Here is a 14148-nt window from a genome sequence, read left to right as displayed (position 1 = left end):
GGCTGCGGTGCACGTCTCAGACGAAGCCGCCGTTGGCGAACACGAGTTGGCCATTGATCTGTTCGCCCTCGGTCGCACCCAGGGCAGCGACCCCGTTCGCGACGTCCTGCGGCTTGCCGCGGCTTGCCGATACGTCCGGATCCAGCCCTTCACGACCGCCGAAGCGAAACGGAAATGCGCCGGTTTGCGATCAGCATGGCGAGGCCCGTCAGGACACTGGCGACCGGGATAGTCAGAAGCCCAAGGCCGAGGCCATTGGGAATTTGCGCCGCTGTCGCCCAGTCGCTGATCATGCCGACGATGAGGGGTCCAAATGCCGGACCCAGGAGGCCGGAGCCGATCATGACAAGGCTCGTCGCCATCGCCTCCTTGCCTTTGCCTGCGACCAGATGCGCTGCACCAAAACCCCATGGCAGCATGAATGCAAAGGACAACATGCTCGGCACCAGAAGCAGAATAGAAATCCATCCGACTGGTGTGAACAACGCTGCGGCCGTCGTTACGCTGGCGATCAGGAAGAGAACACCGGGAGGTCCAAGTACCCGTCCGGTGCCCGAACTGACCGCTCGGTCGAACAAGCGTCCGCCGGCGAGCGTTCCAACAATGCCCATCATGCCTTGCAGGAGCCCGAAGGCCAGTCCGGCTTCGCTGGCCGTGTATCCGTGGGTGCGAATGAGGAAGGTCGTCGCGAAAGCGTAAAACGGCGCTGCGGCAAAGCTGCCCGCAACCGCACCAATGAACAGCCAACGGAATGCCTGAGACGAAAGCAGTTGCAGGCTCGACCGCAAGAAGGACTCGCTGCGGGGGCCTGCGCTTTTGAACGGCGGCGTCGGTCCCAAGACTACCAACGCGAACACAGCGATCAAGGCTCCCATGGTTCCGGCACCGATCAGAGCGGTCCGCCAGCCAAACGTGTCGCTAATCGCGCCACCAGCAGCAAAGCCGACCATGGTGCCGAGCGGGATGCCCATGGCGAAAAGACCGATCGCCAAGCCACGGCGCTCCGGCCTGATTTTTCGGGCTATGATCGCATGCCCGGCAGGGGTCCCACCGGCTTCCCCAAACGCGACGCCAAACCGCGAGAAAGCCAGGAACAGGAAACTCGCGGCGAGCCCACCCAGCGCAGTCATTGCGCTCCACCCTAGAATGCACAAAACGAGGACAAGCCGGGGCGATCCCCTATCGGCAGCACGCGCGAGCGGCAATGACAGAAACGAGTAACAGACAGCAAAGGCAACGCCGGTGAGCAATCCGATCTGTGTATCGCTAAGCGAAAGTTCTTCTTTGATCGACTCTGCCAGGATGAATGGCAGCATCCTGTCAATCTGACAAATCATGCTTACCAGAAATAGCGCAACAAATATTGCAATAAAACGCCATCCATGCGCTTCTTCACTGGAAGATTCCTTATGTGCGGGAGAAGAAATTTTATATTTATTCTTTTTTCCTTGTGGGGTTCCTGTTGACGGTGCGATGATTTCTGTCATTCTACGCACTTCCCAGCTTCGACCAGCTCCCCGAAGTTAGAGGAATAGCCAGATGACAAGAATGCCTGATACTGCAATAAATTTGCCTATTTCTACAGGTGACGATACCTTGTCGCGAGAAGGTGGCGTGTTGCACTGGCCGTCAAGCAGATCAGGGGCCCACGTGTCATCAGCGCTTCTTGCCGAAGTCACAGGTTACATCGAGAGCCAGGGTGGTGGTGAAGGCCTGTTTCCGACGCAGCTTGGCGGCGTCAACATCCTCCGATCCTTCCAGCAAAGGATGCCGATGCGGCAGATCTATCGGCCGTCGCTCTGCGTCGTGATAGAAGGGGCGAAAGAAATTCTCTTCGGCGAGGACAGGCTTCGCTACGGTTCCATGCAGTGTTTGGTCGTCAGCATGGAAATGCCGGCCAGCGGGCGCATCGTCCAGGCCAGCCCAGAGGTACCATATCTTGGTGTTACCATAGATCTTGACGTGGCGATGCTGCGCGAGGTGCTGGAACAGTTGGATACGTCACCAGTTGCGCCAGCCGGACACGGGCGGTGTGTGTTTGTGGCCCAGGTCGACGAACCGTTAGCGGAATGTGTTGTCCGCCTGATCCGGATGGCTCAGACGCCAAAGGCTATTCCGATCCTTTACCCTTCGGTCATGCGCGAGATCTGCTATTGGCTTCTGACCGGCCCGAACGGCGGCGAGCTTTGCCATCTTGCCCTGCCGGAATCAAATACCATGCGGGTTGCCAAAGCCATCTACTTTCTACGCGACAATTTCGCCAAGACGCTGCGTGTGGAACAACTGGCTGAGGTGGCGCGAATGAGTCCATCATCGTTCCATCAGCACTTCAAGGTGCTCACATCGGTGACGCCGCTCCAGTTCCAGAAACAGCTGCGCCTTCTCGAGGCACGGCGCCTGATGGTGGCGGAAGCTGCCAGCGTGGAGCAGGCCGCCTACCAGGTCGGCTACGAAAGCCCTTCGCAATTCAGCCGCGAATACTCCCGAATGTTCGCAGTTGCTCCAAAGCAGGACGCGCTGAACCACCAGCGCATGTATAGCCAGTACGCCAGCCGCAAAGCACGCAGCGCTTAGATCATCCTTCAAGAGGTCGCCCTTTGTGGTTCTTGCTGGGAGCGGCACTCTCGATCTCAATAAGCGGATGCGATCGGGCCCCTTGCAAGGGGCCTGATTCCGCCCTTCCAACGCTCTACGCGGCGACTTCGCAGCAAGCTGTCGCCGGCGGTTACTAGGGGCCAAAAGGATTTCAAGGCTTGACAGGTCTAACGGGCATCGCGGGCGTCCCTGCCGCTGCTCGGGATCGACGGTCTGCGGCAACTTGTGGGCCTCTTTGGAGCGGCCAGGTGAGGTATCTTTCGGTTAACCGCAGGAGCTGGGAGACCTCCGCCAGCCTGGAGGATTAGGCAGAAAATTTGCGCTTTTCGGCATTCGGCACCGCGCTGCCGGCGTGTAGCTTGACAGCGCAATGCCCGGCAATCCTCCGGGCAGGGTCCAAGGCCGCGCTCCTTCTCAAGGAAAAGCGCTGGATCATTGGGTAGCCAGTCTCGGCGGCACGACCTCTCGGGTCGATCGTCCGTCCAAGATCATCACGAAGGAAACGTACAATGTTGAAATCGGTAAGCGGGCCTTTGTTGGCCGCAGCGCTCACGGCGGGAATGACAGCTCTCCCGGCTGGGGACACCTTCGCACAGGCCCCTTCGCCTGATCGAATTATCGGCGTCTGGGAATCGGACGACGGCGACTTCAAATTTGAGATGTTTGACGCCGGAGAAACCTATGCGGCCCGGGTCATCTACGCAAAGCCCCTGGTCGAGGCTGATGGTAAGACCTTCAAGAAAGACACCCTCAATCCAGATCCGGAGCTCCGAAGCCGTTCCTTGAAGGGAATCGTCTTCCTGAACGATCTCAAGTGGGATGCCGGCGATCATCGCTGGGAAGGCGTCAGTCTCTACAGTGGGGCTACCGGTCGAACCGTTTCCGCCCGCGTGACCTTAGTGGGCGAGAAGATGGAGCTCCGCGGTTACATGGGAACGCCCACGCTCGGCCGGACCACCGTCCTGCATCGTGCGCAATGACATGACTAAAGCACGTCATCGAACCGTTGCTCGGCAAGTCATTCTTCGACGTAGTAATGCTCGCCTCCGAAATCAGCCGGCCCAGCAAGACGCCGGATGGGGCGTAGAAAGCCTGGCAGCGCTTCCCGGCATCTTCGTTCTACCGTTCCTGTTCCAGCCCGCATGGCAAGGCGCCCTGCCCGCGCTCTTTACGGCGATCGACGCGGCAAGCTGCCCGCCATCGGGGCCTCTTGCGAATCTGTAAAGGCGCGACTTGGTGCAGGATCAGGCAAATTTTCCGAGAATTTGGGCATGGGGATACCAGGTCGGCCGACGTAACGATGAACTGTATTGAACAGTACGGTCACGTTCGAATGTCGACCAAGCCTTACTGTCCACACATAGCCAGTGGAGATCGAGATGGCATCCCTGACAATCAACGGTTCTCGTGTGCAGGTTGAAGCGGAGAACGACAAGCCCCTCCTCTGGGTGCTTCGGGAGGATGTTGGCCTTCTTGGACCCAAATATGGCTGCGGCATCGCCCAGTGCGGCGCCTGCCGGGTCCTCATCGACGGCGAGTCGACACCATCTTGCGCTGTCCGGCTTGGCAGTCTCGCCGGATCTTCGATTGTAACCGTGGAAGGCCTTTCGGGCCAGGACGGGACACTTTCGGCCTTGCAGCAGGCATGGATCGATGAGCAGGTTCCGCAATGCGGCTTTTGCCAGCCCGGATTCCTCATCGCTGCCACGGCGCTGCTGGCGCGCGTTCCGCGACCCACCGATGCCCAGATAGACGAGTCGATCACCAATATCTGCCGGTGCGGCACCTATCCCCGCATCCGCCGTGCCATCCATCGCGCCGCTGCCGTGCTGTCTGAAGGCTGAGGAGTTCCCCATGTCCCGTCTTCTTTCACGACGCACCTTCCTCATCACCGGCGCAGCTATCGGCGGCACGGCAGCCGCTGCTGCTCTGGCCGGGATCGGCTATTTGTCCACGATCGATGTCGACGGGCTCACCGGTTTTGTCGATGGCGACCGCGCCGTTCTCAATGCCTTCGTCGTCATCCATGACGACGGCCGGGTGGTCGTCAACGTGCCGAAGACCGAGATGGGTCAAGGCATCCATACCGGCCTTGCCATGGTTGTCGCCGAGGAACTGGACATTCCTTTCGACGATCGGATCAGCGTGGAATTCCCGGTCGAGCCCCTTCCGGCCTATTCGACCTGGTTCAACATGCTGCAGGTCCGGCCGGAGGAGGCTTCGGGGCCTGTCGTCTGGCTCGGGCGGCGGGTGCTTGGACAACTCGGCTTCATCGCCACCGGGGCGTCGGGATCGACGATGGGAATGTGGCACCCGATGCGGGTCGCAGGCGCAGCAGCCCGGCAGATGCTGCTTGCGGCAGGCTCAGCGCGGCTTGGCGTTCCCGTGGCGCAGCTCACGACCGGCGACGGTTTCGTCCGGCACGTGGCTTCGGGCCGCAGCCTGTCTTATGGCGAGCTTGCACGGGAGGCTGCCGTCCTGCCGCCACCGCGCGAACCGGAGCTGAAACCTGCCGCCGAGTGGAGGCTGATCGGCAAATCGCAGCCCCGTGTCGACCTGCCCGCCAAGGTCCGGGGCGAGCCGGTTTTCGGCATGGATGTCGTTTTGCCGGACATGCTCCATGCCACGATCCGTCAGGCACCAGTGTTTGGGACACTGGTGGCGAGCGTCGCCAACGAGGCCGAGATGCGCGCTGCCCCAGGCGTGCTGGATGTCGCGATCATCGACGGGCGTCACGTGGCCGTGGTGGCCGATTCCTGGTGGCGCGCAGAACAGGCGGCCTGGCTGCTGGATATCGCGTGGGCAAAGACCGAGGCCGACGCAATGACGAGCGCGGACATGTCCAAGCGGCTGCACGCGGCGCTGGATAGCGATGACCCACACGAGCATCTCAATGAAGGTGACGGGGAAGCCGTCATTTCAGGCGATGCCGGATCGGTGGTGGAAGCCACCTACGACGTCCCATTCGTCACGCATGCCTGCATGGAACCGATGAACGCCACGGTGATCGTCCGGCAGGACGGATCGGCCGAGGCCTGGGTACCGTCCCAATCTCCGATGGCGATGCGCCAGGGTGCGCAGAAGGGCGCCGGTTGGGCAGGAGTGGAACTGACCTCCGTCACCTGCAACGTCACGATGAACGGAGGCGCCTTCGGCCGCCGCAGCGATCAGGACGTCGTCGCACAGGCGGCCTTCCTGGCGGCCCGTCACCGCGGGCGGCCGGTCAAGCTGATGTGGCCGCGTGAGGAGGACGTCGCCCGCGGCCTCTTCCGCAGTCATGCGGCCGCGCGGCTGCGCGCCGCGCTAGGGCCCGATGGCCTGCCTGTCGCCTACGATGCGCTTGTCGCGGCACAATCGATCATACAGTCCGTCGCCAGCCGCAACATGCCTTTCAACCTGGGTCCCGATGGTGATCGCCTCACGGTCGAGGGGTTGGACAAGCTTCACTATGCCATCCCCAACCGCCGGATGCGCAGCCAACATGTGCCCAGTCACATGCCAATCCACTTCTGGCGATCGAACGGCTTCTCATTCAACACCTTCTTTACCGAGAGCTTCATCGACGAATGTGCGCTGGCTGCGGCAGCGGACCCATTGGACTATCGCCGGGCGCTTTTGCGGGACAGTCCGCGACATCTCGCCGTGCTGAACCGGGTGGCGGAAATGGCCGGATGGAGCACGGCCATGGCGTCGGGGCGCGGGCGCGGCATCGCCATCGAGGAATGCTATCGAAGCGTGGTGGCGCAGGTGGCCGAGGTCACCGTGGCAGAAGATGGAGAGATTGCCGTGGACCGCGTCTTCTGCGCGATCGATGTGGGGATGGTGGTGAACCCCGATGCGGTGGTGGCGCAGATGGAGGGCGGCATCATATTCGGGCTGACCACCGCTCTCATGAGCGCGGTCACGCTCGAGGGCGGCGCCGTGATGGAATCCAACTTCCACGACTTCCCCATGCTCAGGATTACCGACGTGCCGGACATTGTGGTCGACATCGTGCCGAGCGACCTCCCGCCGGGCGGCGCGGGCGAGCCGGGGATCGTGCCCGTGGCCGCTGCCTTGGCCAACGCCATCCACGCTGCAACCGGCAGGCGCCTGCGCTCGCTGCCGCTCGCGCTCACCGAGACGATCGGGGAACGGCGGACACGCAGGATCCTGCGAACGTGATCGATCTATACTGTCGTGACTGCCAAAGGTCGTTGCAATACTCTTGGGCAGTTTCCGACACATGAGTGGAAACGGCAGGTTCTATCAGTTCACCTACGGTCCACGTTGTCCGGTTCCCCGTCGAATTCTCGACCGGCTGGGGCTGAAGGCGGTTCGCATCGGCTGGACCTCGCACAATATCCCTCCTGCCGCCGTCTATCGGATCTCAAGGCGTCGCATTCTGGCTTGAATATCCCATAAGCAAAACCTGGTTCATCACTGGCGCGTCATCAGGCCTCGGCCGTGAAATGGCGCAGCAGCTCCTCGGCCCAATAATCCTGGGCTTCCGCGGCGCGCTGATGATTGGACATCATCTCTGATCGCGGATGTATTCGAGGAAAACCCGAACGGCTGCGCTCGTATGCCGCCGGCTCGGATAATACAGATACCAGCTCGGCAGCTTCTGCTTCCAGTCGTTCAGCAATTCGACAACTCTGCCTTGTTCGACATCATCACGGACATAATCCTCAAACAGGTGAGCGACCCCCGATCCCGCCAGCGCAGCCTGGAGCTCTTGATGCGCTGAACTCAGTGTCAACCGACCTTTCGGGGTGATTTCCACCTCGTCGCCGTCCTTCTCAAATTTCCACGTCACCATTGTTCCGCCGGGGAAACGGCGACGAATACAGTCGTGCTGCAAAAGATCGCGCGGCGAGTCGGGTCGACCACGCTTGCGAAGATAATCGGGCGAGGCCACGATCGCATATCGCAAAGCGGGGCCCAGGGGCATTGCGATCATGTCTTGGGCGAGTTGGTTCCCGAAGCGAACACCGGCGTCGAAACCCTGCTCCACGATATCGATGATCGCAGCATCGCTGACGATTTCGACGTTGATGTCGGGATAGATTTTCATGAATTCAAAGGCCAAAGGGCACAGAACGTGGTCGGCGGCCGGACCCGGTGCATTGATCCGCACGGTGCCCGATGGGCGCTCGCGAAGCTGATTGAGATCGTCGATCGCTGTTCTGATGTCGTGAAGAGCGGGCCTCAGCCGCTCGAGAAGCTGCTCGCCTGCTTCAGTCGGCGCGACGCTACGTGTCGTCCGATTCAGCAGCCGGATGCCCAGGGCTTCCTCGAGCACGCTGATCGATTGACTGATGGCAGACGACGAAACGCCCCTGCCAAGCGCGGCGGCTCTAAACCCACCACAGCGCACGACGTCCTCAAAGATCTCCAAGCTGTCAAGGCGCAGCGGTCGCATTGCAAAGTCCTGCTTAATAAGCTGATCCGTTTTGGTTAGCTTATCCGCACGGCCGATCCGTGTCATCCCTAGAGAACATGTCGCGAGGCGGCGCCACGGACAATCGCGGCCCTTGCCACCGACACTGAAATCAAACGCGACACCAGCGATCAGATATTTGGACGGGATGGCAAGTATGAACGAAATCACATTGAACCGCAGGAAGATCATGCTGACAGCCGCGTCGGCCGCGACGGGACTGATCTTGCCGACCGGCATGGCCGTTGCGCAGGCTGCTCCCGCAGCGTCGCCCCCAGCCCGCGATGGCAATGCCGGCCATTACCGCTTTCGCGTCGGCGACATCTCAGCGACCGTGTTGAGCGACGGGCTTATCGGCGGTCCTCCGCGGGTCTACGCCAGCGATGCGCCGGAGGCGGAGCTGCAGGAGGTTCTGAGGCTCGCCTTCCTGCCGACCGACCGCCTGACGCTCAATCTCAACACACTTCTTATCGAGGCGAATGGCAGGCGGATCCTCCTCGAAGCCGGGGCCGGGCAGACCATGGGTCCGCAAGGCGGCCGCGTCTTCCAGAACCTGGCCGCCATCGGTTTACGGCCCGAGGACATCGACGTCGTGGTTGTCTCGCACACGCACCCGGACCATGTCGGCAACCTTCGAACCGCGGACGGCGGCAAGGCATTTCCGCGGGCGGCCGTCTTTGCGCCTCGGGCCGATTGGGACTTCTTCGTCCGCAACGATCCGGACCTTTCCTACATGCCGGTGCCCGAGGATTTCCGCCGTAGTTTCGCAGCGGCCATTAAGCGGAGCGTCGAACCCGTCACGAATGGGATCGAGTTGTACGAAGCCGGCGCGGAGATCGTCCCTGGGCTGACCACGCTTCCGGCGTTGGGCCACACCCCCGGCATGGCGAACTTCCTTGTTCAATCCGGGAACGATCAACTCCTGCTGACGGCCGATCTCGCCTACCACCCGATCGTCAATGTCGACCGGCCATGGGTGCCTGGGCCAGATCGCGACAAGGACACCGCACTCGCCTCCCGCCGCCGCATCTTCGACATGGCGGCGGCAGATCGGCTCCTCGTTCTCGGCTTCCACTATCCGTTCCCTGGCCTTGGCCGTATGCTCAAGACAGACGCCGGCTATGCCTGGGTCCCGGTCAGTTGGCAGTTCTAATTCGGTGAGTAACGGAGGCCCCGCAATGACGACATCAAGGCGCGCACTTCTTTCGGGTTTTCTCGCAATTCCGCTCGTGCCGCTCTCCGGAGCGATCGCTTTCGGACAGGAGGCACCGTTGCTGCCGCTGACGCGCGCCTGCGCCGACGGAGATGAACCCACGCCCGCCCGTGAGGCCGGTCCGTTCTTCAAGCCGAATTCACCGTTGAAGCAGGATCTCTATCTGGATGCGCCGCGCGGCGAGCGCATCACCATCGCCGGCTATGTCCGCGATGATCGCTGTCGCCCAACGCCGCGGAGCCTCGTTGAGATCTGGCAAGCGGATGAAAGCGGCGAGTACGATCGTCAGGGCTTCCGCTTGCGGGGACATCAGTTCGCCGACGAGCAGGGACGTTGGTGGTTCAACACCGTCGTGCCGGCGCTGTATCCGGGACGCACGCGACACTTCCATTTCAGGGTTCAACGGCCGGGCGGAGATGTCCTGACGACGCAGCTCTTCTTTCCGGGCGAGCCTAGCAATGCGCGCGATCGGATCTTCGATGAAACGCTGCTCATGACGATCAGCCCCGCGGGCGACGGTCAGTTCGCGCGCTTCGACTTCGTGGTCTGAGCCATGGGTCGCCGCAACGATCGGCAACGCGATCTTCCATGCCACGGGGCGACGGCTTCGAGAACTGCCGATCCGCATCCACTCATGGCTTCACCTCCATGAGACGGAAGTTCCGAAGGCCGTCTTAAAAATGCACGGAGAGGTCGTTGCCCTCATCGGATATCAGCAACACTCTCCTCCTCGACGAATATTCCCCATGCGGCGATGAACAGAGCAGCGACGAGCGGTCCGATGACGAACCCATTGATACCCATCAGAGAAATGCCGCCAATGGTGGAAATCAGGACGACATAGTCGGGAAGCTTGGTCTCCCTGCCGACCAGGCGCGGCCTCAGAAGATTATCGACAAGACCGATGACAAGAGCGCCGACCGCAACCAGCACGATGGCCTTCACCCAAAAGCCGGCAAGCGCCAGGTAAACGGCTGTTGGCATCCAGATCAATGCAGCACCGACCGCCGGCAGCAGCGACAGGACGCTCATCAGAACGCCCCACAGCAAGGCCGGCTCCACGCCGAGCGCCCAGAAGGCGATGCCGCCGATCAAACCCTGGATGATGGCGATGATGATATTGCCCCGCACCGTCGCGTGGATGACGGCGGTGAACTTCGAGGTGAAACGACGGGTATGCGCGTCGCTCAGAGGCAGTGCCTTTCGGATTGTACGGGCGAGCACCTGCCCGTCCCGGAACATGAAGAACAGCAGATAGAGCATCACGCCGAAAGTGACGAAGAACTGCAGGGTGTTCTGACCAAGGCTCAAGGCGCGGCCGGCAAAGAAACCGCCGCCCTGCATCAGCGCCGTGGAGATACGCTCCCGAAGCGTGTCGAAGCCCTCCAGCTCGATCCGCTCGATCCAGCCGCGGACGAACAGGGGCAGCGCCTCCTGCAGCTCCTGGAAAAACCTCCGGACATCGATCTCGCCGTTGTCGATGCGTCCATAGAGAAGGTTGCCCTGCTGGACGAGCGAGCTGAGGACGATCAGCCCCGGAATGATGACGACGCAAAGGCAGATCAGGACGGAAAGCGCCGCGGCAACATTTCTGCGCCCACCCAGCCGGGCCTCGATACGAGCGTGGAGAGGAAAGAAGATGATAGCGAGGACGATTGCCCAGAATATCGCTGAATAAAACGGCAGGACAACTGCGACGAACGCAATGGTCACCAGGACCAGAAGCACATAAAAACTGACACGCTGAAGGGGCATTCGACCTTTCCGCTCTGAGACCGCTGGGATGGTAACACAAATAGGGCTGCGGTCTTTAACCCCACTGCCTTAGTTTTGCGCGCACGCCCCGACGGCCGCAGGGTTCGAAACGCAGGCAACTGCTTCCCATACCGGATCGCGAAAGTCACCGACGCGATCCGGTCCCACGGCTTGCGCCGTCACGATACGTTATTCGTTGATCTCAGGCTCTACGACCCTTGCCAGGTTCCGCAGCGACTCCTGCCAGCCGAGATAGCAGGCCTCGGGCGGGATGACGTCCGGCACCCCTGCCTGCGTTATATTCACCTCGGTACCCACCGAAACCTTCTTCAACGTCACCGTGACTTCCATTTCGCCCGGCAGGTTGGGATCGTCGAATTTGTCCGTGTAGCGGACAAGTTCGCCTGGGACGAGCTCAACAAATTCACCGCCGAAGGCATGGCTGTTGCCCGTCGTGAAGTTCCGGAAGGACATTCTGAACTTGCCGCCGACTTTCGGTTCCAAGTGATGCACAGTGCACAAAAAACCGTTGGGCGGAAGCCATTTGGCAAGCGCGTCAGCCTCGATGAATGCGCGATAGATCTTTTCTGGGCTGGTTGCCAGAACGCGATGCAGGCGTATGGTATTCGGCATGGTCGTGATCCTTTAAATTGCGGAATGGACGACTCTAAGGACGAACCAGACTTTGCCAACCCGACATCCTCTCGTCTCGTTTCAAAAAAAGCTCCACCTTCCGGGCAGTGCCGGATGGTAGCCCCCCAATGCCTACCGGTCAGACCTCAGCCTTGAAAAAGCAACGAATCCCGGCAACTATGTTAGCTGGCTAACATCCTGCGCTGCCAGTCGATTCTCCATCCGGCTGATTATTTACGGAAATGCCATGCCCTTCATTATTGCAATCATCACCATTGCCGGACACATAGCCCTCCTTCTATGGGGGACGCGGATGGTGCAGACGGGCATCCAGCGTGCTTTCGGCCCCAATCTCAGGTCTTTTCTCGGCCGCGCGCTGAACAATCGGATAAAAGCGTTTTTTTCCGGATTGGGCGTCACGGCAATTCTTCAGAGCAGCACGGCAACCGGGCTGATGGCATCGGGGTTCGCGGCCGACGGGCTGGTCGATCTTGTTCCGGCCCTTGCCGTCATGCTGGGCGCCAATGTCGGCAGCACGCTCATCGTGCAGGTCCTGTCCTTCGACGTGGCCGCCGCGTCACCGGCTCTCGTATTGCTCGGCGTCCTGATGTTCCGCCGGACGCAAAATCCGCAGGTCCATGACCTCGGTCGCGTGTTTATCGGGCTCGGCTTCATGTTGCTCGCCCTGCACCAACTGCTCGATGTGCTGACGCAATATGCCGGTACACCGGCCTTCGCTGCGGTTCTTTCAGCCATTTCGACCACGCCGCTCCTCAGCCTTCTGCTCGCGGCCGCACTGACCTGGGCGGCCCATTCCAGCGTCGCGGTGGTCCTGCTCGTCATGTCACTTGCGAGCCAGGGGCTGATCGATCCCTACCAGGCCTTCGCTCTGACCCTCGGCGCCAACCTGGGAACGGCGATCAATCCGGTTGTCGAGGGTCAGTCCGGGAAGGATCTTGCGGCCAGACGGCTTCCGATCGGCAATCTGATCACCAGGATCCTCGGCGTTTTGGCAGCGTTCGCGCTTCTCTCCCCGATTACGGCACTGATGATCCAGATCGAGGGGGATGGAGCCCGGCTGGTCGCGAATTTTCACACGGCATTCAACCTCTTGGTCGCGGTCGTCTTCATGCCGTTCCTTTCGCCGTTCGCAAACGCCCTCGTCAGGCTGCTGCCGCGGCGGATCGACGAGAGCGATCCCGGCCATCCGCGATATCTCGATCCTTCCGCCAAGGAAACGCCGGTCGTCGCGCTACAGGGAGCGGCGCGGGAAGTCCTGCGGCTGGTCGACGTGCTGGAGGAAATGCTGGCGGGAACGAAGGCTGCCTTGACGAGCACCGATCGCCGCGCCCTGGCGGAACTACGGCGCAAGGACAACGTCCTCGACCGCCTGAATACGGCAGTCAAACGGTACCTCACGTCCATCGATCCGGAAGAACTCAGCGATATCGACCGGAGGCGCCTTGACGAGATTCTGCTGTTCTCGACCGGCCTGGAACACGCGGGCGACGTCATCGACCAAAACGTGCTTCCCCATCTTGTCAAAAGACTGCGCCGAGGCATGACCTTTTCGAAGGAAGGGCAGCATGAGCTCAGCGGCCTGCTGGACCGCCTCTCCACCAATCTGCGCACCGCCGCTGCGCTTTTCATGTCGCAGGACGAGCGCGTCGCACGCATGCTCGCCGATGAAAAAATCGTCTTCCGGCGGGCGGAGCGTGACGGAACCAACGCTCATTTCCAGCGGCTGCGCGAGGGCGATTTCGATACGGCGGAAACCAGCTCTCTGCATCTCGACCTGTTGCGGGATTTCAAGCAGATCAATTCGCACCTCGTCGCAGCCACGGCCTATCCGGTTCTGGAACGGCAAGGCGAGCTGCTGCAGAGCAGGACCACCCACCAAAGCGTCGGCGATCAGGTTCAGAATTAGCCGCGATTGCGCCTCTTGCGACCCCGCGGCTCAAATTCGACGAGCAGCGACTTGAGCTCGATCTCGCGAACGCGTCGTGCCGCTTCATCGGGGCTGACCCATTCGAGAATACGCTGCCCCTGTTCCTTGAAGCCACCCGCGACCTCCGTGACTTCGATCTGGAACACGTCGACGATACAGGGGACCACATCGCCGTCGTCGAGTTCTTTCAGGTAGGTATAGCGGCCGACCGGTTTCTTCTTCACCGTCCCGCGTACGCCGGCTTCGTCCCAGGCTTCCGTCGCCGCCGCTTCGAACGGCTTTTTTCCCTTCATCGGCCAGCCTTTCGGGATGACCCACCGCCCGGCCTCGCGCGAGGTGACCACCAGGATTTCAACGTGAGGGCCATCCCCCCGATATCGAAAGCACAAGGCGCCATATTGTTGGTGAAACGCTCCGGCGAAGAGCCTTCCGGGAACCGCCGCGAGTTGCTTGAGTAGCGTCTGGGACCTGTCCGGTCGCGGCTTGCTGCGTTTTTTTGTGGATTTCATGCGGATCAAACTGTCGATTTTGCGTGTTGCTTCAATTGCCCGAGCATGTTTATGACACATTTATGACAGTCAG

General features: G+C 61.0%; 12 protein-coding genes and 1 pseudogene. 8 read left to right on the top strand and 5 right to left on the bottom strand.

Annotated elements, in window-relative coordinates; genetic code table 11:
• Window positions 1-149: 149 nt before the first annotated feature.
• Complete coding sequence (locus LZK81_RS11365; protein ID WP_233956348.1) at window positions 150-1487, bottom strand: MFS transporter; 1338 nt, start codon at window positions 1485-1487, stop codon at window positions 150-152.
• Window positions 1488-1650: 163 nt separating this feature from the next.
• Between LZK81_RS11365 and LZK81_RS11360 the strand changes: the two genes are divergently transcribed.
• The 5 genes and pseudogenes from LZK81_RS11360 to LZK81_RS11340 form a co-directional block, all read left to right on the top strand.
• Window positions 1651-2574 carry an AraC family transcriptional regulator gene (locus tag LZK81_RS11360; protein ID WP_233956530.1) on the top strand — a complete coding sequence of 308 codons (924 nt, stop codon included), beginning with the start codon at window positions 1651-1653 and terminating at the stop codon, window positions 2572-2574.
• A gap of 530 nt (window positions 2575-3104) precedes the next feature.
• On the top strand, window positions 3105-3575 hold the full coding sequence (locus LZK81_RS11355) for a DUF2147 domain-containing protein (RefSeq protein WP_233956347.1): 471 nt from the start codon (window positions 3105-3107) through the stop codon (window positions 3573-3575).
• Window positions 3576-3974: 399 nt separating this feature from the next.
• Entirely contained in the window at window positions 3975-4439 is a 465-nt protein-coding gene (locus LZK81_RS11350; RefSeq protein WP_233956346.1) for a (2Fe-2S)-binding protein, read from the top strand.
• Window positions 4440-4449: 10 nt separating this feature from the next.
• Window positions 4450-6759: a xanthine dehydrogenase family protein molybdopterin-binding subunit gene (locus LZK81_RS11345; RefSeq protein ID WP_233956344.1), complete on the top strand. Its 2310-nt coding sequence runs from the start codon at window positions 4450-4452 to the stop codon at window positions 6757-6759.
• Window positions 6760-6784: 25 nt separating this feature from the next.
• Window positions 6785-6988, top strand: a pseudogene (locus LZK81_RS11340) (SAM-dependent methyltransferase); the annotation flags it as partial.
• A 120-nt stretch (window positions 6989-7108) separates the two neighbouring features.
• On the opposite strand, the gene LZK81_RS11335 reads toward LZK81_RS11340, so the two are convergent.
• Window positions 7109-8065, bottom strand: coding sequence for a LysR family transcriptional regulator (locus LZK81_RS11335; protein ID WP_046611372.1), 957 nt, complete (start codon window positions 8063-8065; stop codon window positions 7109-7111).
• Window positions 8066-8207: 142 nt separating this feature from the next.
• Between LZK81_RS11335 and LZK81_RS11330 the strand changes: the two genes are divergently transcribed.
• Together LZK81_RS11330 and LZK81_RS11325 are read left to right on the top strand one after the other, a co-directional pair.
• Entirely contained in the window at window positions 8208-9170 is a 963-nt protein-coding gene (locus LZK81_RS11330; protein WP_233956529.1) for an MBL fold metallo-hydrolase, read from the top strand.
• A gap of 25 nt (window positions 9171-9195) precedes the next feature.
• Window positions 9196-9780, top strand: coding sequence for an intradiol ring-cleavage dioxygenase (locus LZK81_RS11325; protein WP_046611313.1), 585 nt, complete (start codon window positions 9196-9198; stop codon window positions 9778-9780).
• 152 nt (window positions 9781-9932) lie between these two features.
• Here LZK81_RS11325 and LZK81_RS11320 read toward each other — a convergent pair whose 3' ends face one another.
• Together LZK81_RS11320 and LZK81_RS11315 are read right to left on the bottom strand one after the other, a co-directional pair.
• Window positions 9933-10985, bottom strand: a complete 1053-nt coding sequence (locus tag LZK81_RS11320) for an AI-2E family transporter (RefSeq protein WP_233956343.1) — start codon at window positions 10983-10985, stop codon at window positions 9933-9935.
• A gap of 189 nt (window positions 10986-11174) precedes the next feature.
• Window positions 11175-11618, bottom strand: coding sequence for an SRPBCC family protein (locus LZK81_RS11315; protein WP_046611315.1), 444 nt, complete (start codon window positions 11616-11618; stop codon window positions 11175-11177).
• A 247-nt stretch (window positions 11619-11865) separates the two neighbouring features.
• Between LZK81_RS11315 and LZK81_RS11310 the strand changes: the two genes are divergently transcribed.
• The gene (locus LZK81_RS11310; RefSeq protein WP_233956342.1) at window positions 11866-13545 is read left to right on the top strand and encodes a Na/Pi cotransporter family protein; all 1680 of its coding nucleotides are present in this window, start codon (window positions 11866-11868) and stop codon (window positions 13543-13545) included.
• Here LZK81_RS11310 and LZK81_RS11305 read toward each other — a convergent pair.
• Window positions 13542-14075, bottom strand: coding sequence for an NUDIX hydrolase (locus LZK81_RS11305; protein ID WP_233956528.1), 534 nt, complete (start codon window positions 14073-14075; stop codon window positions 13542-13544). The genes LZK81_RS11310 and LZK81_RS11305 overlap by 4 nt on opposite strands.
• Window positions 14076-14148 lie beyond the last annotated feature (73 nt).

It is taken from the genome of Neorhizobium galegae (assembly GCF_021391675.1).
GTDB classification, from domain to species: Bacteria; Pseudomonadota; Alphaproteobacteria; order Rhizobiales; family Rhizobiaceae; genus Neorhizobium; species Neorhizobium galegae_B.
The sequence above is the reverse complement of the archived record's forward strand: the minus strand, read 5'-3'. Positions and strand labels throughout refer to the sequence as shown.

Excerpts from the sequence above, each read along its gene's own strand:
- LZK81_RS11365 (WP_233956348.1), bottom strand. The coding sequence starts at position 1,487 with ATGACAGAAATCATCGCACCGTCAACAGGAACCCCACAAGGAAAAAAG.
- LZK81_RS11355 (WP_233956347.1), top strand. The coding sequence starts at position 3,105 with ATGTTGAAATCGGTAAGCGGGCCTTTGTTGGCCGCAGCGCTCACGGCG.
- LZK81_RS11350 (WP_233956346.1), top strand. The coding sequence starts at position 3,975 with ATGGCATCCCTGACAATCAACGGTTCTCGTGTGCAGGTTGAAGCGGAG.
- LZK81_RS11345 (WP_233956344.1), top strand. The coding sequence starts at position 4,450 with ATGTCCCGTCTTCTTTCACGACGCACCTTCCTCATCACCGGCGCAGCT.
- LZK81_RS11335 (WP_046611372.1), bottom strand. The coding sequence starts at position 8,065 with ATGACACGGATCGGCCGTGCGGATAAGCTAACCAAAACGGATCAGCTT.
- LZK81_RS11330 (WP_233956529.1), top strand. The coding sequence starts at position 8,208 with ATGCTGACAGCCGCGTCGGCCGCGACGGGACTGATCTTGCCGACCGGC.
- LZK81_RS11325 (WP_046611313.1), top strand. The coding sequence starts at position 9,196 with ATGACGACATCAAGGCGCGCACTTCTTTCGGGTTTTCTCGCAATTCCG.
- LZK81_RS11320 (WP_233956343.1), bottom strand. The coding sequence starts at position 10,985 with ATGCCCCTTCAGCGTGTCAGTTTTTATGTGCTTCTGGTCCTGGTGACC.
- LZK81_RS11315 (WP_046611315.1), bottom strand. The coding sequence starts at position 11,618 with ATGCCGAATACCATACGCCTGCATCGCGTTCTGGCAACCAGCCCAGAA.
- LZK81_RS11310 (WP_233956342.1), top strand. The coding sequence starts at position 11,866 with ATGCCCTTCATTATTGCAATCATCACCATTGCCGGACACATAGCCCTC.
- LZK81_RS11305 (WP_233956528.1), bottom strand. The coding sequence starts at position 14,075 with ATGAAATCCACAAAAAAACGCAGCAAGCCGCGACCGGACAGGTCCCAG.